We start from the raw sequence: 25,838 nt of genomic DNA on the forward strand, positions 1-25,838 counted from the left end.
ATCCGATCCGGGTGGCTGAGGGTGTTGACGGAGCGTGAGAGGGGAATGCTGAGAGAATAGGTCTCAACAACCTGAAGCACTGGGAGTTTATATGGTCAAGCTACAAAGGGCTCACGGTGGATACCTTGGCACACAGAGGCGATGAAGGACGTGGTTACCTGCGATAAGTCTCGGGGAGCTGGAAACACGCTTTGATCCGGGAATTTCCGAATGGGGCAACCCCTAGAACGGCCGCCTGAATCCATAGGGCGGTGCGAGCCAACCCAGCGAACTGAAACATCTTAGTAGCTGGAGGAAAGGAAAGTAAAAACGACTCCCTCAGTAGCGGCGAGCGAACGGGGACAAGCCTAAACCGATGCTTTCGAGCATCGGGGTTGTGGGACAGCAACGTGCATCAGGGAGATTAGGAGAAGCGTTTGAATGGCGCGCCACAGAGGGTGAAAGCCCCGTAACCGAAAATCGAACTGAGCTAGCTGGATCCCGAGTAGCACGGAGCACGTGAAATTCCGTGTGAATCCGCGAGGACCACCTCGTAAGGCTAAGTACTCCTGTGTGACCGATAGCGCAACAGTACCGCGAGGGAAAGGTGAAAAGAACCCCGGGAGGGGAGTGAAATAGAACATGAAACCGTGAGCTTACAAGCAATGGGAGCCCGACTGATCGGGTGACCGTGTGCCTGTTGAAGAATGAGCCGGCGACTTATAGGCACTGGCAGGTTAAACCGGGAATGGTGGAGCCATAGCGAAAGCGAGTCTGAATAGGGCGAACGTCAGTGTTTATAGACCCGAACCCGGGTGATCTAACCATGGCCAGGATGAAGCTTGGGTGATACCAAGTGGAGGTCCGAACCGACTGATGTTGAAAAATCAGCGGATGAGCTGTGGTTAGGGGTGAAATGCCAATCGAACCCGGAGCTAGCTGGTTCTCCCCGAAATACGTTGAGGCGTAGCGTCTCGTGCTCCAGCAGGGGGGTAAAGCCACCGTTTCGGTGCGGGCTGCGAGAGCGGTACCAAATCGAGACGAACTCTGAATACCCTGTGTGTAGCGAGGCAGTCAGACTGTGGGGGATAAGCTCCATGGTCGAAAGGGAAACAGCCCAGACCGCCAGCTAAGGTCCCCAAATCAATGCTGAGTGATAAAGGAGGTGGGATTGCCCAGACAACCAGGAGGTTTGCCTAGAAGCAGCCATCCTCAAAGGAGTGCGTAATAGCTCACTGGTCGAGCGATCCTGCGCCGAAAATGAACGGGGCTAAGCATTGTACCGAAGCTGCGGATTTAATTGTTCTTAGGAACATTCAAATGGTAGGGGAGCGTTCCATGTGGGGTGAAGCGTTAGCGTAAGCGGGCGTGGACTGCATGGAAGTGAGAATGTCGGCTTGAGTAGCGAAAACATGGGTGAGAATCCCATGCCCCGAAACCCTAAGGGTTCCTCCGGCAGGCTCGTCCGCGGAGGGTTAGTCAGGACCTAAGGCGAGGCCGAAAGGCGTAGTCGATGGACAACAGGTCAACATTCCTGTACCTGTCATGTTTTGGGAAGGGGGACGGAGAAGGCTAGCCAAGCCAGACGTTGGTTACTGGTCCAAGCGTTCGAGGCGTTGAGAGCTGGCGAAAACAGCTTGAGCTGAGGCGTGAGTGCGAGCGGCTACGGCCGCGAAGTTGGTGATGTCAAGCTTCCAAGAAAAGCCCTATACCCGTTAAGGCATGATGGCCTGTACCCGAAACCGACACAGGTGGGGTGGTAGAGAATACCGAGGGGCGCGAGGTAACTCTCTCTAAGGAACTCGGCAAAATGGCCCCGTAACTTCGGGAGAAGGGGTGCCACCGCGAGGTGGTCGCAGTGAAGAGGCCCAGGCGACTGTTTACCAAAAACACAGGTCTCCGCTAAGTCGCAAGACGATGTATGGGGGCTGACGCCTGCCCAGTGCCGGAAGGTTAAGGAAGCTGGTCAGCGCAAGCGAAGCTAGCGACTGAAGCCCCGGTGAACGGCGGCCGTAACTATAACGGTCCTAAGGTAGCGAAATTCCTTGTCGGGTAAGTTCCGACCCGCACGAAAGGCGTAACGATCTGGGCGCTGTCTCGGAGAGAGGCTCGGCGAAATAGAATTGTCTGTGAAGATGCGGACTACGTGCACCCGGACAGAAAGACCCTATGAAGCTTTACTGTAGCTTGGTATTGTGCTCGGGCTCGGAATGCGCAGGATAGGTGGGAGGCTTTGATCCATTGCTTGTGGGTGATGGTGAGCCACTGGTGAGATACCACTCTTTCCGAGCTAGAGTTCTAACAGCAACCCGTTATCCGGGTGCTGGACAGTATCAGGTGGGCAGTTTGACTGGGGCGGTCGCCTCCTAAAAGGTAACGGAGGCGCGCAAAGGTCTGCTCAGGCTGGTTGGAAATCAGCCGACGAGTGTAAAAGCAGAAGCAGGCTTGACTGTGAGACCTACAAGTCGAACAGGGAGGAAACTCGGCTTTAGTGATCCGACGGTTCTGTGTGGAAGGGCCGTCGCTCAACGGATAAAAGTTACTCTAGGGATAACAGGCTGATCTCCCCCAAGAGTTCACATCGACGGGGAGGTTTGGCACCTCGATGTCGGCTCATCGCAACCTGGGGCTGAAGTCGGTCCCAAGGGTTGGGCTGTTCGCCCATTAAAGCGGTACGCGAGCTGGGTTCAGAACGTCGTGAGACAGTTCGGTCCATATCCGGTGCACGCGCAGGAATATTGAGAGGATTTCTCCCTAGTACGAGAGGACCGGGAGGAACGCACCTCTGGTGTGCCAGTTATCGTGCCAACGGTAAACGCTGGGTAGCCATGTGCGGAGTGGATAACCGCTGAAAGCATCTAAGTGGGAAGCCCACCTCAAGATGAGTATTCCCATGGCGTTAGCCAGTAAGGTCACGGGAAGAACACCCGTTGATAGGCTCTACGTGGAAGCGCAGTAATGTGTGAAGCGGAGGAGTACTAATAGACCGAGGGCTTGACCATCAACTCGAGCTCTTGATTGCTTGAAATCCAGAGGATGCTGATCACAGAACCGAATCTGATTCCTGAAAGGTATGACCTGAAAGGGATGAGGGGTTGGGGATGGGATCAGGATCTAACCTATGCAGTTCTCAGGGTTCACGCCCAGGGTTCACGCTCAGGATTCAATCTGAGTGACGACCTGCTGAGTGACGATCTGAGAGAACGACTATCCTGGTGTCCATGGCGCAGTGGAACCACACCGATCCATCTCGAACTCGGTTGTGAAACGCTGCAGCGCCGACGATATTTGGGGGGTAGCCCCCTGAGAAAATAGGTCGATGCCAGGTAAAACTCTTTTTCTGGGCCACTTCCCGGCCACTTCACGACCACGGCGTGGTTGTGCGCCGATGGCATGGCTGTTCGGTGATGGGTCAGTGATGGAAGGACCACGGGTGTGGCCGCCATCACGGGTCCGTCTCAGGGTCCGCGCCAGATCATCGGTACGGGCAGCGATGACAGCCACCTGCGGGTGGCTTTTTTTGTGACCATGGGCTGGTGCACATCACGTCCGTTCACGTCACGTCCCAGCTCATTTCAAGGCCGGCAACGTTGTTGACCGACCATTCAGCTGTCAAACCACCCAGCTGCAGCACCACTGAGCTGAAGCTTCGAAGGTTTACTTCGCTTCCATCCAGTTCGGCCCCACTCCCGTCTCCACGACGAGCGGCACCGTGAGCTGCACGGCCCGTTCCATGGTCTGGCGGGTGAGATCGCACACCTGATCAAGGGCCTCAGGGGCAGCCTCCAGCACCAGTTCGTCGTGCACCTGCAGCAGCAGCCGCGCCGGCAGGGCCTGCTGGCTGAGAGCCTGCTGCAGATGCACCATCGCCAGTTTGATGATGTCGGCGCTGGAGCCCTGAATCGGCGCATTGGCGGCGGCCCGCAGCTGCTGGGCCTCCAGGCCGCCGCGGCGGGCCACCTCCAGGTCGATCTCCATCGGATCCTTGCCGAGGTGACGACCCAGTCCGCTGGGATCGAAGGCAAAGGGCCTTCGCCGGCCCAGAATCGTTTCCACGTAGCCGCGGCTGAGGGCCAGCCGCTCCTGCAGCTCCAGAAAGGCGAACACCTTGGGGTAACGCTGCTTGTAGCGGCTCAGAAAATCCTTGGCCTGGCTCTGGCTCACCCCGGTTTCCCGGGCGAAGCGCTGGGCGCCCATGCCGTAGATCACGCCGAAGTTGATCGTCTTCCCGAGCCGTCGCTCGTCCGGGGTCACCGCTTCCTTGTCGAGCAACAGGCGGGCCGTGAGGGCGTGCACGTCGTCGCCGTTGCGGTAGGCCTCCACCAGCACCTCCTCGCCGCAGAGGTGGGTGAGGATCCTGAGCTCGATCTGGGAGTAGTCGGCGCTGATCAGGCTCCAGCCCTCCTGGGGCAGGAACGCCTTGCGGATCCGCCGCGAGAACTCCGTGCGGATGGGAATGTTCTGCAGGTTGGGATTGCTGCTGGAGAGCCGTCCGGTGGCCGTCACCGCCTGGTTGAAATCGGTGTGCACCCGGCCGGTCTCCGGCTCCATCAGGCTCGGCAGGGCGTCCACGTAGGTGCTCTTGAGCTTGCTGAGGGTGCGGTGCTCCAGCACCAGCGGCACCACCGGGTGGTCGTCCTCCAGCTTCTCCAGCACGTTCGCATCGGTGCTCCAGCCGGTCTTGGTGCGACGTGACTTTTTGCGGTCGAGCCCCAGGGTGTCGAACAGCAGCTCTCCCAGCTGCTTGGGGCTGGCCAGGTTGAACTCCACCCCCGCAGCGGCCCGGGCCTCCGCCTCCAGCCGCGCCAGGGTGGCCCCGAGCTCTTCGCTGAGCTCCTGCAGGTAAGCAGTGTCAATGCGGATTCCGGTGGCCTCCATCTGCGCCAGCACCGGCTCGAGGGGCAGCTCCACCCCATCGAGCAGCGCCGGCAGGGACGGACCCAGCTCTTCAAGCTGGCGGCGCAGCAGCGGGCTGAGCCGGCGAGTCACGTGCACATCCATGCCGCAGTAGAGGGCGGCCGCCTCGACCGGCACCGCCGCGAAGCTGGCGCCTTTGGGAACCAGCTCGCCGTAGCTGGTGGGGGTGAAGCCCAGATTGCGCTGGGCCAGCACCTCCAGGCCGTGCTTGGCGTTGGCATCGCGCAGGTAATCGGCCAGCAGCGTGTCCATCACCACACCGCCCAGGGGCAGCCCGTGGCGCAGCAGGATCAGCCGGTCGTACTTGGCGTTCTGCAGTGCCTTGGGGTGCTCGGCGCTGGCCAGCCAGGGGGCGAGCGCCGTGAGCACCTCATCCAGCGGCAGCTGCCTGGGGGGCGTGGGCGTCTCGCTGAGCAGGTCGTCCGCCACCGGAGGCTGGTGACCGATCGGGATGTAGGCCAGTTCAGTCAGCCCTTCGCCCCAGGCCACCCCCAGGCCCACCAGTTCCGCCTGGAACGGGTTGAGGGCCGTGGTTTCCGTGTCGAGTGCCACCGGCGCCGCCGGATCGGTGCAGCCCAGCAGCCGCTGCACCAGGGCGGCCAGCGCTTCGGGGCTGAGGATCACCTGGGGCTGAAGATCCGGGGGGCCGCCCGCGGCAGCCGGAGCGGCCAGGGCCCCCTCCTCCGCAACCGCCTTGGCCTCCTGGCTGATGGTCGCGTCCGCGGCTCCGGCGTCCGCCGAGAACAGGGCGGCAAACCGGTCCACCTGGCGGGCCAGGCTGGCCAGCTCCAGCTCGTCCAGGCTGCTGCGCAGTGCCTCCCGATCCACACGCCCCAGCTCCAGACGCGGAGCCTCCGGCAGCGGTATGTTCACCAGGATCTCCGCCAGCATGCGCGAGCGGAAGGCGTTGTCGCGGTCGTCCTTCAGCTTGCCGACCAGGGCACCCTTGAGCACCCCCTTGGGATCCTTGGCCTTCGGCCCGCTCCGCTCCAACGCCTCCAGGGCCGCGTAGATGCCATCGAGGTGCTCGTAGGCCGCCAGCAGGTTGATGGCCGTTTTGGGGCCCACACCCCGCACGCCGGGGATGTTGTCGCTGCTGTCGCCGGTGAGGGCCTTGAGGTCCACCACCTCCTCCGGCGTCACCCCGAGCTTGCTCACCACCCCCTCGCGGCGGACCTCCACCGGACCGCTGTTTTTCGCGTAGGGCCCTCCGCCCATGTAGAGCACGGCGATGTCACGGCTGTCATCCACCAGCTGGAAGAGGTCGCGATCGCCCGAGAGGATGCGCACGCGCCAGCCGGCGTCTGCGGCCCGGTTGGCCAGGGTGCCGAGCACGTCGTCGGCCTCGTAGCCGGGCGCCATGCAGAGGGGGATGTCGAGGCTTTCCCGCAGGATCGTCTGCAGGTTGGCCAGGTCCTGGAAGAAGGCCTCCGGAGCCTCATCGCGGTGGGCCTTGTAGGCCGCATCGGCGTCGTGGCGGAACGTGGGCACGTCCGTGTCGAAGGCCACCACCAGGCCGTTCGGTTCCAGCCCCTTGCAGTGGTCGAGAAGAGCCTTGAGGAAGCCGTAGGTCACCGAGGTGGGCACGCCATCCTTGGTGCTGAGGCCACCCTCACCGCCCTTGCTGAAGGCGTAGAAGCTGCGGAAGGCCAGGGAATGGCCATCGATGAGCAACAGCAGCGGCCTGGGGCCGTTGGGTTCTGCTGGTGCCACGCCGCTCCTGCCCGATCGTCGCCCCAGCCTGCCACTCGCCAGCCATCGCCGGCAGGCTGGGCGTTGCAGGCTGGGAGCTGGTGTGCGCCGCAGGGGCATGGCACTGGAACGGGGGCCAGGCGCCCGTGGCCCGAACAGCTTGGGCAAGGCCCGGTTCAGCGGCTGCGGGCTCTACCGCTGGTGGCTGCTGCGGCGCTGGGATGCCGCCCTGCCGCCGCTGCTGTTCATCGGCCTGAACCCCTCCATGGCCGATGGCCGCCGTGATGACCCCACCCTGCGGCGCCTGGTGGGGCTGGCCCGGGGCTGGGGCTTCGGTTCCCTGGAGGTGCTCAACCTCTACAGCCGCATCAGCGCCAGCCCTTCCCTGCTCCGGCGGGTGGACGACCCTGTGGGAGCGCCCAACGACCACTGGCTGCGGCGGCGCCTGGCCTTGCAGCCGCAGGCGGTGGTGTGGGCCGGCTGGGGAGCCGGCGGCGGGCTTGACGCCGGGCGACTGGCCCAGCTGGCGCCGCTGCTGCGGACCCGCCGGCTCCATGCCGTCGGGGTGACGGCCAGCGGCGATCCCCGCCATCCCCTCTATGTGCCCGCCACGGCGGTGCTGCAGCGCTGGAGCTGGCGCGATCCGCTGGCGCTGGGGCATCCTGGGCAGACCTGAGGCCAGCGTCCGGCCCTTCCCGCCATGTCCCGCATCCCCCGGCGCTACAGCGTCCATCTGCACATGAGCGGTGGACAGACGCAGTCGGTCACCTTCCCGACCCTCCAGTCCTTCCAGGACTGGTACAGCGGCGTGCTCACGGCGTCGGCGCCGGACACCTTCGTGAACGTGCCGATTTCGGAGCTGGAGGGTGAGTACATCGTGGTGCGTCCCTCCGCCGTGATCGGCATCCACGTGGAACCCCGGTTCAACGCAGTCGACGATGCATGACCCCTGAGCGGCTCGGTCTGCTCTGGGGGGTCACGGTCTTTGCCGGAGCCATCGCCCAGGCTCTGGCCTGGCTCACCGGCCTGCCCGGGGTGGTGCTGCTGCTCAGCGCCGGCCTGCTGATCGGCCGGGCGGGCCTCGGGCTGGTGGAGCCCCTGGACCTCGGGGACGGTCTCGAGACCGTGGTGGGGCTGTTCGTGAGCCTGGTGCTGTTCGACGGAGGCCTCAACCTGCGCCTGCCCGCCGATGGCACCCGCCAGGCGGTGCTGCGCATTGCCGGGGTGCGGTTGCTGCTGGCCCTGCTGGGCGGATTGCTGCTGGCCCATGGCCTGGCAGGGCTGGACTGGCCCCTGGCGGCGGTGTTCAGCGCCATCGTGCTGGCCACCGGTCCCACTGTGGTGAACCCGCTGGTGCGCCAGATCGGGCTGCGGGCCCCCCTGGGGGAGGTGCTGGAGGGGGAGGGCCTCGTGCTGGAGCCGATCGGCGCCGTGCTGGCCCTGCTGCTGCTCGAGCTGGTGCTGGGCAACCTGCATGGCTGGCGGGAGCTGGCCTTCGGGTTGCTGCTGCGCCTCGGCGGCGGGGTGCTGCTCGGGGCCGCCGCCGGCGGCCTGCTCTCGGTGGTGCTGGAGCGCCTGCCGGTGGAGCCCCGCACCGAACCCCTGCGGCTGCAGCTCACCCTGGGCACCCTGTTCCTGATGTTCACCGGGGCCGAGCAGGTGCTGGCGGAGTCGGGCCTGCCGGCGGCGGTGGCCGCGGGCGTGGTGGTGGGCCGGCGGCTGGAGAGCGAGGCCGCCGAGCTCGACGCCCTGATCCGCCAGCTGGCCCAGCTGGCGATCACCATGCTGTTTCCGCTGCTGGCCGCCGATGTGAGCTTCGCCCAGCTCAGCCCGCTGGGCTGGGGCGGCGTGGCCTGCGTGCTGGCGCTGATGCTGGTGGTGCGTCCGCTGGCGATCGCCCTCGCCACCTGGGGCATGGGCTTCTCGCTGCAGCAGCAGACCCTGCTGAGCTGGCTCGCTCCCCGGGGCATCGTGACCGCCGCCGTGGCGAGCCTCTTCGCCATCCGGCTGGAGCAGGCCGGGGTGGTGGGAGCCGGCCGGCTTCAGGGCCTGGTGTTCCTCACCATCCTGCTCACGGTGGGCCTGCAAGGACTGAGTGCGGGGCCCCTGGCCGGTTGGCTGGACCTGATCCAGGAGGACGAACCCACACCTGCGCCACAGGGGGCAGACCAGGACGGGCCTGACGACGATCTGTCAGAGGCAGCGGCTGATCCGGCTGCGATCGTCGCCGCTGCGGTGGAGCAGCAGCCAGGTGGCGAGTAGGTCAGGCCCCTGCAGGCTGCCCAGCAGCGCGGCCCGCAGACTCTTCATCAGCACCCCCTTCTTCACGCCTGCCGCCTTGGTGGCTTCCCCGAGCAGCTCCTGGGCCTGATCCGCGGCCAGGGGCCCCTCCGGCAACCGGTCCAGCAGTGCCGCCAGGGCGGGACGGGCCCCTTCCACCTCCAGCTGCTGGCTGGCCCCCTCCTGCAGCGGCGGCAGGGACAGGAACGGCTCGGCCTGCTCGACCCCGTCGGCCAGCAGCGTGAGCGAGGCCCCGATCAGCTCGCAGAGGTCCCGCTGCCAGGCAGGATCGGCGTGCACCGGGTTGGTGGCGCTGCTGGAATCCACCCAGCCCCTGGCCTGCCAGAGGGGCAGCAGCTGCTGCCGCAGGGCCTCGGGACCCTGCTCGCGCAGCACCTGGCCGTTGAGCCAGTTGAGCTTGTCCCAGTCGAAGCGGGCGCCGGCCCGGTTCACCCGCTCGAAGCCGAACACCCCCGCGGCCTGCTCGAGTGTGAAGCGCTCGCCCATGCCCTCCGGCGGCGACCATCCCAGCAGGGTCATGTAGTTCGCCAGGGCCTGGGCGGTGTAACCCATCGCCCGGAAGTCGCTGATCGAGGTCACCCCATCGCGTTTCGAGAGCTTCTTGCCGGCCTGGTTGAGGATCAGGGGGGTGTGGGCGAACACGGGCGGTTCCACGCCGAGGGCCTCGTAGAGCAGCAGCTGTTTGGCCGTGTTGGCGATGTGATCCTCGCCGCGGATCACGTGGCTGATGGCCATCGCCGCATCGTCCACCACCACCACCAGGTTGTAGAGCGGGTCGCCGATGCGATCGGCCGGGGCGCGGCGGGCGATCACCATGTCGCCGCCGAGATCGGCGCCGCTCCAGCGCATCTGCCCGCGCACCAGGTCGGTCCAGGTGATGGTGCGGTCGTCCTCGATGCGGAAGCGGATCACCGGCTCGCGCCCCTCGGCGATGAAGGCCTGTTCCTGCTCCGGCGTGAGGTGGCGGTGGCGGTTGTCGTAGCGGGGCGCCTGCTTGCTGGCAGCCTGATGCTCCCGCATGGCCGTGAGCTCGGCCTCGCTGGCGTAGCAGCGGTAGGCCTTGCCGGCCGCCAGCAGCTGCTGGATGGCGGCCCGGTGTTCCGCTAGCCGGGCGCTCTGGATCACCGGTTCGCCGTCCCAGTCCAGTCCGAGCCAGCTCAGGCCCTCGAGAATGTTCTCGGTGAATTCGGGGCGGCTGCGCTCGCGGTCGGTGTCCTCGATCCGCAGCAGGAACGACCCGCCGTGGTGACGGGCGAACAGCCAGTTGAACACCGCCGTGCGGGCTGTGCCGATGTGGAGGGTGCCGGTGGGGCTGGGGGCGAGACGAACACGCACCGCGCCAGCTGTGTTCACCTGCTGAACTCCTGGAGGTCCATCGGAGAGTGGCCGATGGTGGGAACGGGACTGACGGGGCTCGAACCCGCAACTTCCGCCGTGACAGGGCGGTGCTCTAACCGATTGAACTACAGTCCCAGATTGACCTTCAGGCGCAGGGGCCCTCAGGCGAGGTCGTCAGGTGATGGCCCAGCTCAGGCACGGGTTCAGGCTTGTGAAGGCCTGGCAGGCTTGGATTCGGGCCGCTCGGGCGACCTGAAAAGTATCCGCGATCACTGGCCCCATCGTCAACAGATTGGAATCGACCAACCCCCGACAGGGTGATGGGGCCAAAGCACTGTTCAGAGCCTGAATCCGGTCAGGGCCTGAATCCGGCCGGTTCGATCAGCCGCACCTGGTTGCCCCGGGCCGTGAACTCACGCCCCTGGTCGCTCTGGACTACCACCCGACCACCGGATTTGACCCGGATGACCCGCGCCCGGACCCAGCCCAGGGCGGCGGATTCGAGCACCTTGACGACATCACCGGGTTGTAAATCCAACTCCATGTCCGGAACCACGAAACAGCAGATGGGGACATCGAACGCGCCGTGGAGGACTTGAACCCCCGACATCAGGTTTTGGAGACCTGCGTTCTACCAACTGAACTAACGGCGCAGAGCCGATGTCCCCAGGATGAGAATGACGAGCTGGAAGGAAAACTCCTGGCGGAGTGCTCGTCAGCGGTCGAAGCGTTGCTTGACCCGGGTGGCTTTACCCACCCGATCGCGCAGGTAGAAAAGCTTCGCCCGGCGCACCTTACCGCGTCGCTCCACGTTCACAAAAGCCACCTGGGGGCTGTGGAGCAGGAAGATCCGTTCCACGCCCACGCCCTGGAAAATCCGACGCACCGTGATGGTGGCGTTGAGGCCGCCGTGGCGCTTGGCGATCACCACGCCCTCATACGGCTGCACGCGCTCCTTGTTGCCTTCCCGGATGCGAACGCCCACCTTCACGGTGTCGCCCACGTAGATCTCGGGGAGTTCGTCCTTGAGCTGCTCGGCCTCGAACGCCTGGATCAGGGCCTGGGCGCTCATCCTGCCGGTTTTGGCCTGAACGACCGGTTTGGCTGCCGTGGCCACAGGGGCACTGTCCTCAGGAGCGGCCACGGCCTGGGCGCCATCGCTCAGGGCTGTCTCGCTCTGGGCGCTCTCGTCCTGGGTGATCGGGTCTTGAGCCGTCTCGTTCTGCTTGTCCTCAGCCGCCATCTCAGCTCCGCGTCGCCTGGCCAAACAGCCAGTGTACCGGCTCACCGGCACCTACCGGTTCACCCTTTCGCCCGGGCCAGCCCGCGGCGCAGCCGTGCCAGCGCCAGCGCCCCGCCGCTCACCAGCATCCACGTCAGCCCCAGACCGTTGAGCAGCACGTACACGGTTTCACCGTTGGGGCCGAACCAGTGGCGCAGCCACTCCCCCTCGTGCAGCACCATCAGCACATGGGCCTGATCACGGCTCAGTCCTCCCCAGTCCCGCAGCAGCCGGTAGCCCATGCCCGTGGCCACCGTGAGGGCGAGGGGCAGCAGCACGAACGGAGCCAGGGCCGCATGCAGCTCACGCCAGCGCGGCGGTTGCCACACCGCGGGCGTCCGATCGAGAGGCTTCACTGCGCTGATGGTCTCCGGCGGCAGGCTGCCCCCATGATGCGCACAGGGGCCATGGTCAGCGGCGATGGTGAAGGCCGATGGTGAGGGCCGATGGCGAGGGGCAGGGCCTGCCGGCCTGCACCGGGCACCGGGCTCCGCCAGAATCGGCCCAAGGCCAGAATTCGGCCCAGGGAATGACTCCCGCAGGCGTTTCCCGTGGTGGGTCGCTCCCCGTCCCGCAGCGCCCGACTCACCCAACGCCAGCCCAACGCCAGCACCACCTGCCATGAACCTGTTCGCCGATCTGCTGGCCTCCACCCGCGCCGCCGGAGCCCCCTCTCCGCTGGTGGAAGCAGGGCCGCGGATCCAGAAGACTCGCCGCGGTGTCGAGGTGAAATCAGCCCGGGAAATCGCCACGATGCGCCAGGCCAGCCGCATCGTGGCCACGGTGCTGCGGGAGATGTTCGACCTGGCGGTGCCGGGCTGCACGACCGGCGACCTCGACGCCCACGCCGAGAAGCGCATCCGCGAGATGGGAGCCACCCCCAGCTTCAAGGGCTACCACGGGTTCCCCGCCAGCATCTGCGCCTCGATCAACAACGAGGTGGTGCACGGCATCCCGAGCAGCAAGCGGGTGATCAAGGCCGGCGACCTGCTCAAGGTGGACACCGGCGCCTATTTCGATGGCTACCACGGCGACAGCTGCGTGACCATCTGCGTGGGCCAGGAGACCCCCGAGGAAGCTCAGCGGCTGGCGCGGGTGGCCCAGGAGTCGCTGATGCAGGGCCTGGCGCGGATCAAGGCGGGCAGCACCCTGCTCGACATCGCCGGTGCGGTGCAGGATCACGTGGAGGCCCATGGCTACGCGGTGGTGGAGGACTACACCGGCCACGGGGTGGGCCGGAACCTGCACGAGGAGCCCTCGGTGTTCAACTTCCGCACCCGCGACCTGCCCAACATGACCCTGCGGGCTGGGATGACGCTGGCCGTGGAGCCGATCCTGAACGCCGGCAGCAAGGCCTGCCGCACCCTGCGGGACCGCTGGACGGTGGTGACGGTGGATGGCAGCCTCTCGGCCCAGTGGGAACACACCATCGCCGTCACCAGCGATGGCTGCGAGATCCTCACCGACCGGGACTTCTGAGCCGCGACCTCCGGGCCCCGGTTTCTGAGGCCCCCCGGTTTCTGAGGCCCGGTTTCCCGGGAGCTTCAGGGGTGGATCAGCACGGGCCCGCTGGTTCCCTGGCCGAGCCCCGGCTGAAGAGGCTGTAGTACAGCCAACGGCCGACGGTGGTGAGGGGCATCAGCACGTAGGTGAGGGGGTTGGGGGTCACGATGATCAGGCGGAATCCCAGCTCCGCCTGCCAGAGCACCTGGCTGGCCACGAAACCGGGAGACATCAGCCCCACCGGATTGAGGGCCGACCGGAAGGGCCCCAGCACCAGCCGACGAAGCGTCAGCTCCCTGCCCAGATCCAGAGCCCGCAGGCTCAGAAGCTGCCCGATCAGCCGCTTGCTGATCTCGTAGAGGGGACTCACGGCCGGCTGGATCTCCGCCTCGGAGGTGTTCAGCCACACCTCGGGCTGACCGTGAACCGCTGCAGTGCCGTTCGCTTCGAGCGCTTGCCGCTCGCGCACCACGCTGGCAAACAGCTCCAGCAGCCGCCAGCCGCTGAGGGCGTTCACCTCCAGCGAGCTGCTCACCGCCTCCGGCGTGCGGGCTCCATGGACATTGATGCCATGGTTGATCACGAGCACGTCCACCTCCGCGAGCAGAGGGCGCAGGGCGTTCTCCTGGCCGGCGCACCACTGCACCTGCCGCAGGGGGATCGGTGCGCCATTGCTGTCGCGCAGGTCGAGGGGGCGATCGCCGGCGCAGAGGGCGATCAGCTGGGCTCCGCGGCGATGCCATTCCTGCAGCAGCGCCTGGCCCAGCGCTCCGCTGGCTCCGGTGATCGCCACGGTCTTTCCTGTGGCCGCCTTTCCTGTGGCCGCTCTGCTGTGCTGCGTCATGCCCGGATCATGGCTGGCAGCGCCCACCCCGGTTCCTGGGGTGGAAAAAACGGCGTCCATGCCTCAGCATGAATGAGACCCAACTGGACCTCTGTGCACGGCCAGCCTGGCCAGGGTGCGCACCCGGACCCATCACGGCCCGGGAAGCCTCACCCGCCCTCTCCCATCCGGCGGCACAGCGCTTCGCTCCTGCACCACCCGCTTCCACACCTCTCGCTTCCACACCTCTCGCTTCCACGCTTCGTTCCATCGCGCCTCCGTCAACGCTCCGTGTCGAGTTCTCCACCGTCGATGACCCTCACCAATGACGCCGTTCTGCAGATCGACACCTCCCAGGAGCGTTCCAAGGCACTCGAGCCCCTGATCCCCCTGTTTGCGCCCTACTGCGGTGGTGTGGCCCAGCAGAACAGGCTGGAGGAGGCCGTGGCCGTGCTGATGAGCGGCCACTGGTCGGGCGTGCGCCCCCTGGAGGGGGGACGCAGCCATGCCTTTGAACTGCACTGGTCCGGCGAGCCCGCTCCCCTGGAAACGCTGAGCCTTGCGCTGCGCTTTCCCGCCCATCCCAGCGTGGCCTACGACTTCGAGCTGCCGGGTTACCAGCTGGTGCGTTGGCTGATGCAGCGCCACCAGCAGGAACTGCCGGAAGCGTTCTGGCGCTGGTTGCTGCTGGGCGTTCCTCTCGAGGGGGAGAACGCGCCGTCGGCAGCGGCCTGAACGGCTGCAACCCCGCGTCGTCCGGGCGCTCCCGCCCTGGGAGTCCCTACATTGGCGCCAGAACCGACACCGCGTCGCCAGTCCTCTGCAGGACCCGCGTTCTCTGCGAGACCGCAGTCCACAGCGAGATCCTCTTCCGCGAGATCAACGTATGGCTCCCACCCTGCTGATCGGCTCCTGTGAACCGTTCAGCGGCAAATCGGCAGTGGTGCTGGGTCTTGCGCGCCAATTGCGACTTCAAGGCCTGGAGGTGCGGTTCGGCAAGCCCCTGGCCACCAGCCTGGAGGCAGACGGGCTGCCGCCGGCGGGCGAGCCCCTGGTGGATCCGGACGTGCGGTTCGTGGGCGCCACCCTGGGCCTCGAGGACCATCAGCTGATCCCTTCGCTGGATGCCATGGAGCCCGCTCTGGCCCGCCAGCGCCTGATGGCTGCGGACCTCTCCCCAGGCCCGGGATTCAGGGCCCTCAAGGACCAACTGGCCCAGGCCAGCGGCGGCGTGGCTTTGCTGGAAGCTGCCGGCAGCCTGCATGAAGGTCTGCTGTACGGCCTGAGCCTGCCCCAGCTGGCGCGGGGTCTGGAGGCTCCGGTGCTGCTGGTGCAGCCCTGGACCGACAGCCGCAGCGTCGATTCCCTCCTGGCCGCCCGCAGCGAACTGGGGGAGCACCTGGCCGGGGTGGTGCTGAACGCCGTGAACCCCTCGATGATCGGCCAGATGGCCGAGGATGTGGTGCCGGCGCTGGAAAGTCTGGGGATCCCGATCCTGGGCGTCATGCCCCGCAGCCCCCTGTTGCGCAGCGTGACCGTGGAGGAACTGGCGCGGCGGCTGGGAGCCGAAGTGCTCTGCTGCCGCGATCGGCTCGATCTGCTGGTGGAAACCCTCTCCATCGGTGCCATGAACGTGAATTCGGCGATGGAGTTCTTCCGTCGACGCCGCAACATGGCGGTGGTGACGGGAGCCGATCGCACCGACATTCAGCTGGCGGCTCTGGAGGCTTCCACCCAGTGCCTGATCCTCACCGGCGCCGGCGACCCCCTGCCCCAGCTGCTGACCCGTGCCGAGGAGCTGGAAGTGCCGCTGCTGAAAGTGGAGCACGACACGCTCACCACGGTGGAGGTGATCGAGCAGGCCTTCGGCCACGTGCGGTTGCACGAGGCCGTCAAGGCCACCTTTGCCTTCCGGCTGGTGGAGGAACACTGTGATTTCACGCGCCTTTTCACTCGCCTACGGCTGCCCGCAATGGCGCAATAGCGCTGCTAGTTTCATGGCGCAGCCTGCGATCTTGCGGTGACCCGATCCCTCGATCTGCCCTCACTCGATCGGATCGACACCCTGGCCCAGGAATTGGCGATGCTGCAGGATCGCAGCAAACGCCGCATCGCCATTCTTGGCAGCCGCCATGTGCCGGTGGTGTCGATTCACCTGGTGGAGGTGGTGGCCCGCTCCCTGGCTCAGGAGGGCCACAACCTGATCACTTCGGGGTCCCAGGGGGTGAATGCCGCCGTGATCCGCAGCGTGCTGGAGATCGATCCCGGTCGCCTCACCGTGCTGCTGCCCCAGAGCCTGGACCGCCAGCCCGTGGAATCCCGGGACCAGCTGGAGCGGGTCCTGCACCTGGTGGAGAAGCCCGAGCACGATGAGCTGCCTCTGCCCATGGCCAGCAGCCTCTGCAATCAGGACATCATCAGCCGTTGTGATCAGCTGATCTGCTACGCCTTCCACGACAGCGAAACCCTCCTGGCCAGCGTGCGCGTGGCCGAGGACATGGGCAAGGTGGTGAGCCTGCTGTACTTCGATTGAGCCCGGTCGTCAGCACCGTCGCAGGTGCCGTCACCATGGCGTCTCAGCCCAGCACGGCCCGCAGGCCTTCCACGTAGAGCACGCCGCTGCAGAGCAGTCCCGTGGCCCAGCAGACCCCACGCAGGGGGGGGACATTGCCGATGTAGGCCCCCAGGTAGGCCAACCGCGCCAGCGGATGGATCCAGGCGGCCGCCACCACGAGCGCCGAGCTCAGGGCTCCGGGCGAGCTCAGGGCAACCACCAGGCAAAGCAGGGCTGCCGGTGCGTGCAGGGTGAAGGCCTCGAAGCTGTTCTGGTGGGCCCAGGCCGCCCGCTTGCCCCAGGGGGAGAGCCGTTCGAACATCGCCCGGGGCGCCTGCAGGTCGCTCAGGCTGAAGTCGGCCTGGGATCGGGCCGCTCCCAGCGGCACCGTGCTGAGCACCACCAGGGCTCCGGCCAGCACCAGCGACCAGGCGAAGGGCACCGAGGTGGCTGAGAGCGTCATGGCAGAGGGCGTCATGGCGGAGGGCGGGACGGTGACCAGCAGACCGTGACACAGCCACGGCCAGAGGCCAGGATGGTCGCAGTCCGTGGAGCCAGGATCGCTCGGCGATGCCCCAAGCCGTGACCCCAGCCACCTCCCCGGCCCCCACTCCGGCCCAAGATGCCCCGCCCAACTGGGTCGACGACCGCCATCCCATCGGCCGCCTGATCAAGGCACTGCTGGCGGTGGAGCCGCTGCGGCAGCTGATGTTCTTTCAGGCGCGCCAGTTGATCATCCGCACCGCGGAGCAACGCGGCATCGCCTGGCGAGCACGCCGCCAGCAACTGCAGCGCCAGGCCGAGCCGTTCCTGGAGGAGGCCGGCAACCCGCTCACCACCACACCCCCCTACTACCGCGCCCGCTTCCACGCCTATGGCGCAGGCAATCTCTGCTGGGCGGCGGCCTGCGAGGCCGAACAGGCCACCGATGCCATGGCGCTGCGGGTGTGGCCGGGGGAAACGCTCAGTCCCGAGCAGGCCCAGCAGCGGCTGCGCCAGGCGATCTTTGACGCCATCGCCCCCAGCCTCGCCGGCCGCGCCGTGCACGAGGCGCTGGACCTGGGCTGTTCGGTGGGGGTGGGCACCCTCGCGCTGAAGCGCTGGCTGGAGCAGCGCCAGAGCATGCCGGTCCGGGTAAGGGGCGTGGATCTCTCGCCCCACATGCTGGCGGTGGCCCGGGTGCGGGACGCCGACGGCGAGATCGTGGCCTGGCATCACGCCGCCGCCGAGGCCACAGGGCTGCCGGACGCCAGCGTGGATCTGATCACCCTGCAGTTCGTTTGCCATGAGCTGCCGGCCGCGGCCACCGCTGCCGTGCTGCGGGAGTCGGCGCGCCTGCTCCGCCCGGGTGGGGTGATCGCCCTGGTGGACCAGGATCCCGATTCGGCCGTGATCCGGCGGCTGCCCGCCCCGATCGCCACCCTGCTGAAGAGCACCGAGCCCTACCTGGAGGACTACTTCCGCCTCGATCTGCCGGAAGCGCTGCGGCACGCCGGTTTCCAGGGGGTGCGCAGCCAGGCCTGCGACCCGCGCCATCGGGTGCTGGTGGCCAGCCGCCAGGGAGGCTCCGGGATCGTTTTCTAGGCTGGAGCTGGTTGACCCGGTTCCGCGCTCCCATGGCTGACACCTTTTCCTTCGACGTCGTCTCCGACTTCGACCGGCAGGAACTGGTGAACACCCTCGACCAGGTGCGCCGGGAGGTTGCCCAGCGCTACGACCTCAAGGACTCCGCCACCACCATTGATCTGGAGGAGACGAGCCTCACCATCACCACCGCCAGCGACATGACCCTGCAGGCCGTGGAGGACGTGCTGCGTCAGAAGGCCACCAAGCGCAACCTCTCCCTCAAGATCTTCGATTTCCAGACGCCCGAGGCCGTGGGCGGCAACCGGGTGAAGCAGGAGGTGAAGCTGCGCAAGGGCCTCAGCAAGGAGCTGGCCAAGGAGCTCAGCAAGACGGTGCGCGACAACCTCAAGAAGGTGTCGGTGGCGATTCAGGGGGAAAGCCTGCGCATCACCGGCAAAAGCAAGGATGATCTGCAATCCGCCATCCAGTTGCTGAAGGAACAGGATGTGGATGTGCCGCTGCAGTTCGAGAACTACCGCTGAGCCAATGATTTGACAAGCCCCCGATGCGGGGTTGGCTGATGTCCTTCCGTGCCGTGCACACGGCGCTTACATGCCATTGGGCTGGAGCCATGTCAAGCCTTTGTTGCATCCACAATCCCGATCCAGTTGATCGACTGTCTGGTCTCGACAGCTCACTCGCTTTCGGTAACTTGTAGGTTCAACAACTATTGCTGTTTTTATGACGGACTGGAAGATTCGCAGGCTTCCTTGGTGGATGAGCAAGCGAGAGAACAGTCGAGGCGTTCTCAAACTCTCAGGAAACTCTGGATGGGCGGGCAAGTCCGTGGTGGATCGCACGGTCATCAACCCCGGGCGTGTGGACGGCAGGCCCAACAAGGTGGTGGTTGACCGTGGCATGTTCGCCAGCCTCAGCTACCAGGGCAAGGATGCGCTTGTTGACCCCACCAGCAAGGCTGTACGCAAGGGGAGGTCCGCGCTCAACAGCCAGTTCGATCCCGGCAGCAAGGCTTTTCGTGATGTGATCATCATGAAAGCGCAGGCGGGAACGATCTCCAAGCGGTTCAACAGTGTGTTTGACCTGGGTGCCGATAAGGCCCGGGATGTCTGGGTGTTCAGCAACACAACCCAGAAGCATGGGCCGTTCAATCACATGCAGCGCATTCGGATCAAGAATTTTGGCAGGGAAGATCGGATCGTGCTGCGGAACATCGGCAGAACGTTCCGCTTCAAGGACCTGCGCCGCATTGGCAATGGGGTCTATGGACTCAGCGGCGTACCCACGGACAAGCTGAACATCACGCTGGTGGACGGGCTGCGCTGACCGGTCAGATCAAGGACGCGTGCGACCCAGTGAATCGGTAGGTCTGGCGCGTCCAGCCGTCACGCCGATGCGAGAACTGACAGCAACCAAGAGACCCGACCCTGAGACCTCTCTCCAGTGTTGTGTGGGATCGGCCGTCTTCAGCCCTGGTCCGTCCTACCGATCGGCTGGCCTGGTCTGAAGGGTTCGCTGATGGTTGCTGGATAGCTCCTGCGCTCAGCCGTCAGGGCGGTGATCGCTGGTGATTGTTCCAACCGGATTGGGTTCTGGTTGTGAGTTGCCGGGAGATTCGCTCGATTCTTTAACACTTTATTTGCAACTCTAACTTATTTCCAATCATGACATTGAGGGTTCGTGGGGTGCCCGCATGGGTCAACCGCAAGATCAATCGCAAAGGAATTCTCAGATTCTCCGGTAACGCCAGCTGGAAAGGGCAGCCGGTTGTTGGGCGAATCAAGGTAAAGCTATCCGGCAAGGATGACGTCACCGGCGTTCGCTTTGATCGGATGATGCAGGCCAGTTATAACGTGAAAGGGACGCGTGGTCGTAATCGCTTCATCTGGGGGAATCAGGCTGGTGCGATCACCAAGCGTGCCAACACGGTGGTGAATTTCGGCAAGGACGACGTGCGAGACGTGCTCGTGTTCAGAAATACAACCCCCAAAGATCCTGTGGTTCACATGCAACGCTTCAGGATTCGTAACTTTGGATCCAAGGATTTCCTCAGGCTTAGGAACTTAGGTCTGACTGTGCGTCAAAGGGATCTGCGGCGTATGGCTGACGGGCGCTACATGATCCCCGGCGTCGATCCGTCGAAAATGGTGGTCATGAACATCCTCGACTGATCGCTGCGCGAGCACGCCTGATCAAGCCACTGGCAGGGTGCTTGACGGTGGTTTCCATCCTGCCCCCAAGGTCCCCCCGCCCGGGTTTCACAGAACCGGCTGGCGCCGGATTCACCTGATCGGGGTGCAGAACGAGGACCATCAGGGAAATACTGCTCAAGATCCCCGGCGGCAGGTCAGCGTCTGTCTCTGGGGGATCTGGAAGCGACGCTGGCCCCCCCCCCTTGTTGGGCTTTTCACCCGGCAGGTCCATAACGACCCCTGAGGGCAGTTCTCCCGTCCCTCCAGCTTGTGGAGCCCGCCTTACGGGGAGTACGATAGGGCTGAAATCTAGATTTGGGGGCTTCAACGAGTGGTCACCTCTCTCGAGCGACGCAGCGGCAGCCTCCCCGAGTCAAGTGACGATGACGCGTCGTCGTCGCCCGATGACTTTTATGCCTTCAGTCTCAGTGGTCTGAATGTGCTGGCCTACTGGGAGCAGGAAGATACCGGCGCTTTTCTCCTTGAGGATCTCGACAGTGACAAGACCTTCCGCATCAGCCCAGATCTGCAGCAGATCGAGATCACTGAGCTGAAGTCCAACGGACGCACCAAGGTGGAGCGTCTGCAGTTGGTTCCGGGTCTCTCGCTGCCTGGCCAGCCCCCCGGAACGCTTCTCTATCAGGAGGTGTTCAAGAGTGTCACCTTTGGCTCAAGCATCGGTAGCGATGATGATGACAAACTTCGGGGCAAGCGAGGCCGGGCCGATGTGATGCTGGGGTTCGGTGGTTCCGATCGCTATGACGGCAAGGGTTGCTTCGGGCGAAAGGGTAAAAACTATGATCACCTCATCGACGACAGTGACTCATCCAGAGATGTCTTCGTGATTGGCAAGAAGAATCGCTCCTACTACGAGGATCGTGGCCTCGGCAAGGGCAAGGGGCTCAAGAAGGGCGCCAAGGACACCTTTGCTCTCATCGAGGGATTTGATGTTGGAACCGATCGACTTGCCTCTGGATTCGCCGGTCCGAAGCTGTACCGGATAGGCCGGTCGTCCGCTTTGCCTTCGGGGATGAGTGGCCTGCCGATCGTCAGCAAGCGCAACCCGAATGATTTGGTCGCTGTGCTTGACCAGGTCTCCGCTGCGAACATCAACAGCCTGTTCTGAGTTTCCCTGGGCCAGGCATTTCCTTCTTCCCACCCGCGACCTCCCCTCCAGGCAGGCTACGGGGTACGCGCTGCTCTGAGATGTTCAGGCGAGCCATCGCCATGCCCTTGCCTTCCCAGGCAGATGCGTTGGCAGCAGCACTTGCGCTTCTTCGCAACGTCGCTTGTCGGGCATGCCTGGTGTTGTGTGTTCGGAATTTCTGACCACTCCGTCTTCATGGCCGATCGTGCATCGGCGGGTTGACGTGCCTTGTTTGGTTGAAGATTCAGTTCCGTCTGAATCTGGCATGCGATAAGCACTACGTGATCGCACACCGCAGGTGAGCAAGCACTGACGCGTCAAGACTTTGCCCGGCTGAGCGGCTGAGTTCCGGAACGGGACCAAGCACCTGCGCGCGGGCAACACCCGCGGCTGGGCCGGACAGCCCGTGGTGGCCCGCGTCAAGATCCCCACGGTGGCAACCGCGACATCGTGATCTGCGGCAGCCAGGCAAGCGCCATCACCAAGAATGCGAAGTCTGACCAATTTCGGCCGGGAGGATGGGGTGCGCTTGCCCGATAACGGCAAAACCGCCTGTTTCAAGGACCTGCTCAACTACGTCAACGGCGTGTAAGGCTTCAACGGTGCGCCCCTCGAGAGGCTGTGCATCAGCCTGGCTCCGGGCCTGAGCTGAGCCCGCCTAGCCTGATGTCGCCCGGCTCCTCCCCACCGTGACCACCCGTCCCCGGCCATCCCATGGCTGGCGGTTCTGGATCGATCGCGGCGGCACCTTCACCGATGTGATCGGTCTTCCCCCCTGGGGCCCCATCCAGGTGAGGAAGGTGCTCTCGCTGCAGCCGGACTGTCCTGGTGATCCTGCCGCCAGGGCCATCCGGGCCATGGCCGGGGATCAGCCGATTGCAGAGCTGCGGCTGGGTACCACCGTGGCCACCAATGCCCTGCTGGAGCAGCGCGGGGCGGCGGTGGTGCTGCTGATCAACCGTGGCTTTCGCGATCTGCTGCGCATCGGCGACCAGCACCGCCCGGACATCTTTGCGCTGGCCATTCGCCGCCCCCAGCCCTTGCGGGTGCGGGTGATCGAGGTGGAGGGGCGCCTCGATGCCGCAGGCCAGGAGCTGTCAGCCCTGAGCCTCGATGATGCCCTTGCTGCCGAGCTGCGCGAGGCCAGAGCCGAGGGTTACACCAGCTGTGCCGTGGCTTTGCTGCACAGCCATCGCCAGGCCCGCCATGAGACTCAGCTGGCCGCCTGGCTGGAGCCGTTCGGCTTCGAGGCGGTGGCCCTGTCCCATCGGCTCAGTGCCCAGCCCCGGCTCGTGCCACGGGGCCACACGGCCCTGGTGGAGGCTGCGGTGGCCCCGGTGCTGCGCACCTACCTCCAGCAGCTGGAAGCGTCCCTCGGAACGGGCACCCGGCTGCGGGTGCTCTGCTCCAGCGGCGCCCTGGTGGCGTCCCCCTCCCTGCAGGCCAAGGACACGATCCTGTCCGGACCGGCCGGCGGCATGGTGGGCGCGGTGGCGGTGGCCCAGGAAGCCCTGCAAGCCGCTGGCCAGGCCCCCATCCCCGTGGTGGGCTTCGACATGGGGGGGACCTCCACGGACGTGTTCCACTGGGATCCGAGCCGCGGGCCCCTGGCCTGGGAGCGGCAGCCGGAAACGGAGATCGCCGGTCTGCGCCTGCGGGCCCCCATGCTGCCGATCCATACCGTGGCGGCAGGGGGCGGCTCGATCCTCCGCTTCGATGGCCAGCGGCTGATCGTAGGGCCGGAATCGGCGGGCGCCGATCCAGGCCCGGCGGCCTACCGCCGCGGTGGCCCCGCCACGATCACCGACGCCAATCTGCTGCTGGGGCGCTTGCCGGCATCGGCGCTGCCACCGGTGTTCGGCCCCGGCGCCGACCGGCCGGCCGATCTGGCGGCGGTGCACCACCGCTTCGCCGAGCTGGCCGCTGCGATGGCCCCCAGCTCCCCCGGCATCTCCCCCGAGCAGGTGGCCGCCGGTGCCCTGCGGATCGCGATCGAAACCATGGCGGCGGCGATCCGGCGCATCTCGATCGAGCGCGGCCACGATCTGCGCCAGGCTCTGCTGGTGAGCTACGGCGGTGCCGGAGGCCAGCACGCCTGCAGCCTGGCGCGCTGCCTCGGCATCCGGCAGGTGCTGTTCCATCCCCTGGCCGGCGTGTTGTCGGCCTATGGCATCGGCCAGGCCGAGCAGCGCTCCCTGCAGGAATGCGCCCCCGATCTGCCCCTGCAGCCGGCCTCCATGACCCGTCTGGAGCAGTTGGCGACCACCCTGCAGGGCCAGGGCAGGGAGTCCCTCCAGGCAGCAGGCGACCTGAACGACGCGCACCAGGAAGCCGTGCGCTGCTGGCGCTCCCTGGAGCTGCGCCTGCCCGGCCGGGAGGACGGACTGCAGGTGCCCTGGCCCCCTGACACCTCCACCGAAGCGCTGATCGAGGCCTTCCTGATCCAGCATCGGGAGCGCTTCGGCCATGCACCCACCCGGGATGGGCTGGAGCTGGTGGTGGAACGGCTGATGGTGGAGGTGGCTCCGCCGGACTCTGCGGCTGCCACGGCGCCGCGGGGGACCCTGAATGACGACGTGGGCGAGCGGGAGAGCGAGGCGGCCACGGCCCGGGTGTGGCTGGATGAGCAGCGGGGCTGGCAGGAGGTGCACCTCTGGCGCCGGGATCAGTTGCGTCCCGGTCAACGGCTGCAGGGCCCGGCCCTGCTGCTGGATCCCACCAGCACTGCGTTGCTGGAGCCCGGCTGGCAGGGGCGGATGCTGCCGGATCGGGCCCTGCTGCTGGAGGCGAGCGCCCTCGAGGCCACTCCACCCCTGGCCAGTGCCACAGCCAGCGCGGTGGATCCCGCCCTGCTGGAGCTCTACAACCACCGCTTTTCCGCCATCGCCGAGCAGATGGGCGTGCGGCTGCAGCAGAGCGCCCGCTCGGTGAACATCCGGGAGCGGCTCGACTTCTCCTGCGCCGTGTTCGATCGGGAGGGGGCGCTGGTGGCCAATGCGCCCCACATCCCCGTGCACCTCGGCTCGATGGGGCAGAGCGTGGCCAGCCTGCTGGCGGCGGTGGCCCGGGGCGAACGGCCGCCGCTGGCCGACGGCGATGTGGTGCTGGCCAACGATCCCTTCCATGGCGGCACCCATCTGCCGGACATCACGGCCATCACCCCGGTGTTCGCGCCCGCTCAGCCGGGCGGTGCACCGGCCTTCTACGTGGCCAGCCGGGGCCACCACGCCGATGTGGGCGGCATCTCCCCCGGTTCGATGCCCGCCTTCAGCCGCCGCATCGAGGAGGAGGGGCTGCTGCTCGACAACCAGCTGTTCCTGCATCGGGGACGGCTGGATGAGGCCGCCTGGCGGGCCTGCTTCGCCCGGGGCCCCCACCCGGTGCGCAATCCCGATCAGCTGCTGGCCGATCTGCAGGCCCAGGTGGCGGCGAACCGCCTCGGCGTGGAGGAGCTGGGGCGGCTGATCGAGGCGGCCGGGCTTGAGGAGGTGTGCGCCTACATGGGTCATGTGCAGACCAATGCGGCGGAGGCGGTGCGGCGGGTGATCGCACGCCTGCAGGATGGCGAGGCCCGGGTGAGCCTGGATGACGGCAGCGTCATCGCCGTGCAGGTGCGGATCGATCGCCTGCGCCGTCGCGCCCGGATCGACTTCAGCGGCAGCTCCGGCCAGCATCCCGGCAATCTCAACGCGCCCCTGGCGATCACCCGGGCGGTGGTGCTCTACGTGTTCCGCTGCCTGGTGGGGGAGTCCATCCCGCTCAATGCGGGCTGCTTCGAGCCCCTGGAACTGGTGGTGCCACCGGCCAGCCTGCTCGATCCCCGGCCTCCGGCCGCGGTGGTGGCCGGCAATGTGGAAACGTCCCAGGCCCTGGCCAATGCCCTGTTCGCGGCCCTCGGCGTCCAGGCCGCGGCCCAGGGCACGATGAACAACCTGAGTTTCGGCGACGGCCGGCTGCAGTACTACGAAACCATCTGCGGCGGCACCGGTGCGGGCAGGGATCTCGAGGGCCGCGGTTTCCACGGTGCCAGCGCCGTGCAGAGCCACATGACCAACTCCCGCCTCACCGATCCGGAGGTGATGGAGGAGCGGCTGCCGGTGCGGCTCGAGGCTTTCGGCCTGCGCCACGGCAGCGGCGGGGCGGGACTGTGGCGGGGCGGCGATGGCGTGGAGCGCCGGATCCGCTTCCTGGCGCCGATGACGGTGTCGTTACTCTCGGGTTCCCGCCGGGTGCGGCCCTTCGGCCTGGCCGGTGGCGGGGCGGGTCAGGCCGGGCGGAACTGGCTGGAGCGCGGGAACGGTGCGGTGGTGGAGCTGCCGGGGTCCACCGAGGTGACGGTCGCTGCAGGAGACCTGCTCGTGATCGAGACACCGGGCGGAGGGGGCTACGGCCCTGCCCCGGAACCGGATCGGGGTGTGAAGGACCACCAGGGCACCTGACCGATCCGGTTCCGCTGCCTAGGTTGACGGCACTGGAGTGAATGGACGCCAGCACGGCACCGGCCTGCACAGTCGATTCCGCTCGAT

Annotated in this window: 20 protein-coding genes, 2 tRNA genes and 2 rRNA genes; 15 read left to right on the forward strand and 9 right to left on the reverse strand. The window is 66.1% G+C overall.

What is annotated here, in order from left to right:
* Positions 1 to 93: 93 nt before the first annotated feature.
* Together CPCC7001_RS00005 and rrf are read left to right on the forward strand one after the other, a co-directional pair.
* A 23S ribosomal RNA gene (locus CPCC7001_RS00005) occupies positions 94 to 2,981 on the forward strand.
* 209 nt (positions 2,982 to 3,190) lie between these two features.
* Positions 3,191 to 3,307 (forward strand): 5S ribosomal RNA (gene rrf / locus CPCC7001_RS00010).
* A gap of 329 nt (positions 3,308 to 3,636) precedes the next feature.
* Here rrf and polA read toward each other — a convergent pair.
* Positions 3,637 to 6,609 carry a DNA polymerase I gene (polA, locus tag CPCC7001_RS00015; RefSeq protein WP_006911801.1) on the reverse strand — a complete coding sequence of 991 codons (2,973 nt, stop codon included), beginning with the start codon at positions 6,607 to 6,609 and terminating at the stop codon, positions 3,637 to 3,639.
* 139 nt (positions 6,610 to 6,748) lie between these two features.
* Here polA and CPCC7001_RS00020 point away from each other — a divergent pair, with 139 nt between their 5' ends.
* The 3 genes from CPCC7001_RS00020 to CPCC7001_RS00030 are packed head-to-tail and all read left to right on the forward strand — an operon-like array spanning position 6,749 to position 8,850.
* Complete coding sequence (locus CPCC7001_RS00020; protein ID WP_006910327.1) at positions 6,749 to 7,264, forward strand: DUF1643 domain-containing protein; 516 nt, start codon at positions 6,749 to 6,751, stop codon at positions 7,262 to 7,264.
* Positions 7,265 to 7,288: 24 nt separating this feature from the next.
* On the forward strand, positions 7,289 to 7,534 hold the full coding sequence (locus CPCC7001_RS00025; RefSeq protein ID WP_043368371.1) for a hypothetical protein: 246 nt from the start codon (positions 7,289 to 7,291) through the stop codon (positions 7,532 to 7,534).
* Positions 7,531 to 8,850, forward strand: coding sequence for a cation:proton antiporter (locus tag CPCC7001_RS00030; RefSeq protein WP_043368372.1), 1,320 nt, complete (start codon positions 7,531 to 7,533; stop codon positions 8,848 to 8,850). Before CPCC7001_RS00025 ends, CPCC7001_RS00030 begins: the two co-directional genes overlap by 4 nt.
* On the opposite strand, the gene gltX is transcribed toward CPCC7001_RS00030, so the two are convergent.
* The 6 genes from gltX to CPCC7001_RS00060 all read right to left on the reverse strand — a co-directional run bounded on the left by gltX (position 8,782) and on the right by CPCC7001_RS00060 (position 11,865).
* Positions 8,782 to 10,224 (reverse strand): glutamate--tRNA ligase, encoded by a 1,443-nt coding sequence (gene gltX / locus CPCC7001_RS00035; protein WP_006909751.1) that lies wholly within the window; start codon positions 10,222 to 10,224, stop codon positions 8,782 to 8,784. The genes CPCC7001_RS00030 and gltX overlap by 69 nt on opposite strands.
* A gap of 64 nt (positions 10,225 to 10,288) precedes the next feature.
* A tRNA-Asp gene (locus CPCC7001_RS00040) sits at positions 10,289 to 10,362 on the reverse strand.
* A gap of 220 nt (positions 10,363 to 10,582) precedes the next feature.
* Entirely contained in the window at positions 10,583 to 10,771 is a 189-nt protein-coding gene (locus CPCC7001_RS00045; protein ID WP_006043540.1) for a hyperconserved protein Hcp, read from the reverse strand.
* A 36-nt stretch (positions 10,772 to 10,807) separates the two neighbouring features.
* Positions 10,808 to 10,880, reverse strand: a tRNA-Trp gene (locus CPCC7001_RS00050).
* Between the two features lie 62 nt (positions 10,881 to 10,942).
* Positions 10,943 to 11,470 (reverse strand): 50S ribosomal protein L19, encoded by a 528-nt coding sequence (gene rplS / locus CPCC7001_RS00055; RefSeq protein ID WP_006911346.1) that lies wholly within the window; start codon positions 11,468 to 11,470, stop codon positions 10,943 to 10,945.
* Between the two features lie 59 nt (positions 11,471 to 11,529).
* The gene (locus CPCC7001_RS00060; RefSeq protein WP_225867124.1) at positions 11,530 to 11,865 is read right to left on the reverse strand and encodes a peptidase; all 336 of its coding nucleotides are present in this window, start codon (positions 11,863 to 11,865) and stop codon (positions 11,530 to 11,532) included.
* A gap of 265 nt (positions 11,866 to 12,130) precedes the next feature.
* Here CPCC7001_RS00060 and map point away from each other — a divergent pair, with 265 nt between their 5' ends.
* Positions 12,131 to 12,988: a type I methionyl aminopeptidase gene (gene map / locus CPCC7001_RS00065; protein WP_006911717.1), complete on the forward strand. Its 858-nt coding sequence runs from the start codon at positions 12,131 to 12,133 to the stop codon at positions 12,986 to 12,988.
* Between the two features lie 76 nt (positions 12,989 to 13,064).
* On the opposite strand, the gene CPCC7001_RS00070 is transcribed toward map, so the two are convergent.
* Positions 13,065 to 13,856, reverse strand: coding sequence for an NAD-dependent epimerase/dehydratase family protein (locus CPCC7001_RS00070; RefSeq protein ID WP_050757007.1), 792 nt, complete (start codon positions 13,854 to 13,856; stop codon positions 13,065 to 13,067).
* Between the two features lie 291 nt (positions 13,857 to 14,147).
* On the opposite strand from CPCC7001_RS00070, the gene ebsA reads away from it, so the two are divergent.
* The 3 genes from ebsA to CPCC7001_RS00085 all read left to right on the forward strand — a co-directional run bounded on the left by ebsA (position 14,148) and on the right by CPCC7001_RS00085 (position 16,368).
* On the forward strand, positions 14,148 to 14,570 hold the full coding sequence (gene ebsA, locus CPCC7001_RS00075) for a type IV pilus biogenesis protein EbsA (RefSeq protein WP_006911029.1): 423 nt from the start codon (positions 14,148 to 14,150) through the stop codon (positions 14,568 to 14,570).
* A gap of 151 nt (positions 14,571 to 14,721) precedes the next feature.
* Positions 14,722 to 15,819 (forward strand): phosphotransacetylase family protein, encoded by a 1,098-nt coding sequence (locus CPCC7001_RS00080; protein ID WP_006911079.1) that lies wholly within the window; start codon positions 14,722 to 14,724, stop codon positions 15,817 to 15,819.
* Positions 15,820 to 15,855: 36 nt separating this feature from the next.
* Positions 15,856 to 16,368: a hypothetical protein gene (locus CPCC7001_RS00085; protein WP_006910726.1), complete on the forward strand. Its 513-nt coding sequence runs from the start codon at positions 15,856 to 15,858 to the stop codon at positions 16,366 to 16,368.
* Between the two features lie 43 nt (positions 16,369 to 16,411).
* Here the strand turns inward: CPCC7001_RS00085 and CPCC7001_RS00090 are convergent, their stop codons facing one another.
* Positions 16,412 to 16,852 carry an MAPEG family protein gene (locus CPCC7001_RS00090; RefSeq protein ID WP_006910261.1) on the reverse strand — a complete coding sequence of 147 codons (441 nt, stop codon included), beginning with the start codon at positions 16,850 to 16,852 and terminating at the stop codon, positions 16,412 to 16,414.
* Between the two features lie 107 nt (positions 16,853 to 16,959).
* On the opposite strand from CPCC7001_RS00090, the gene CPCC7001_RS00095 reads away from it, so the two are divergent.
* From CPCC7001_RS00095 to CPCC7001_RS00120, 6 genes are all read left to right on the forward strand, one after another.
* Positions 16,960 to 17,973: a class I SAM-dependent methyltransferase gene (locus tag CPCC7001_RS00095; protein ID WP_006909764.1), complete on the forward strand. Its 1,014-nt coding sequence runs from the start codon at positions 16,960 to 16,962 to the stop codon at positions 17,971 to 17,973.
* A 32-nt stretch (positions 17,974 to 18,005) separates the two neighbouring features.
* Positions 18,006 to 18,497, forward strand: a complete 492-nt coding sequence (locus CPCC7001_RS00100) for a YajQ family cyclic di-GMP-binding protein (RefSeq protein ID WP_006909252.1) — start codon at positions 18,006 to 18,008, stop codon at positions 18,495 to 18,497.
* Positions 18,498 to 18,732: 235 nt separating this feature from the next.
* Positions 18,733 to 19,299, forward strand: a complete 567-nt coding sequence (locus CPCC7001_RS00105) for a hypothetical protein (RefSeq protein ID WP_198006427.1) — start codon at positions 18,733 to 18,735, stop codon at positions 19,297 to 19,299.
* 359 nt (positions 19,300 to 19,658) lie between these two features.
* Positions 19,659 to 20,144, forward strand: a complete 486-nt coding sequence (locus CPCC7001_RS14875; protein WP_006909396.1) for a hypothetical protein — start codon at positions 19,659 to 19,661, stop codon at positions 20,142 to 20,144.
* Positions 20,145 to 20,496: 352 nt separating this feature from the next.
* A complete protein-coding gene (locus CPCC7001_RS00115) occupies positions 20,497 to 21,291 on the forward strand; it encodes a hypothetical protein (RefSeq protein ID WP_006910931.1) in 795 nt (264 codons plus the stop codon).
* A 710-nt stretch (positions 21,292 to 22,001) separates the two neighbouring features.
* Positions 22,002 to 25,751, forward strand: a complete 3,750-nt coding sequence (locus CPCC7001_RS00120; protein WP_006910916.1) for a hydantoinase B/oxoprolinase family protein — start codon at positions 22,002 to 22,004, stop codon at positions 25,749 to 25,751.
* Positions 25,752 to 25,838: the final 87 nt, after the last annotated feature.

Source organism: Cyanobium sp. PCC 7001 (genome assembly GCF_000155635.1).
Classification (GTDB): Bacteria; Cyanobacteriota; Cyanobacteriia; order PCC-6307; family Cyanobiaceae; genus NIES-981.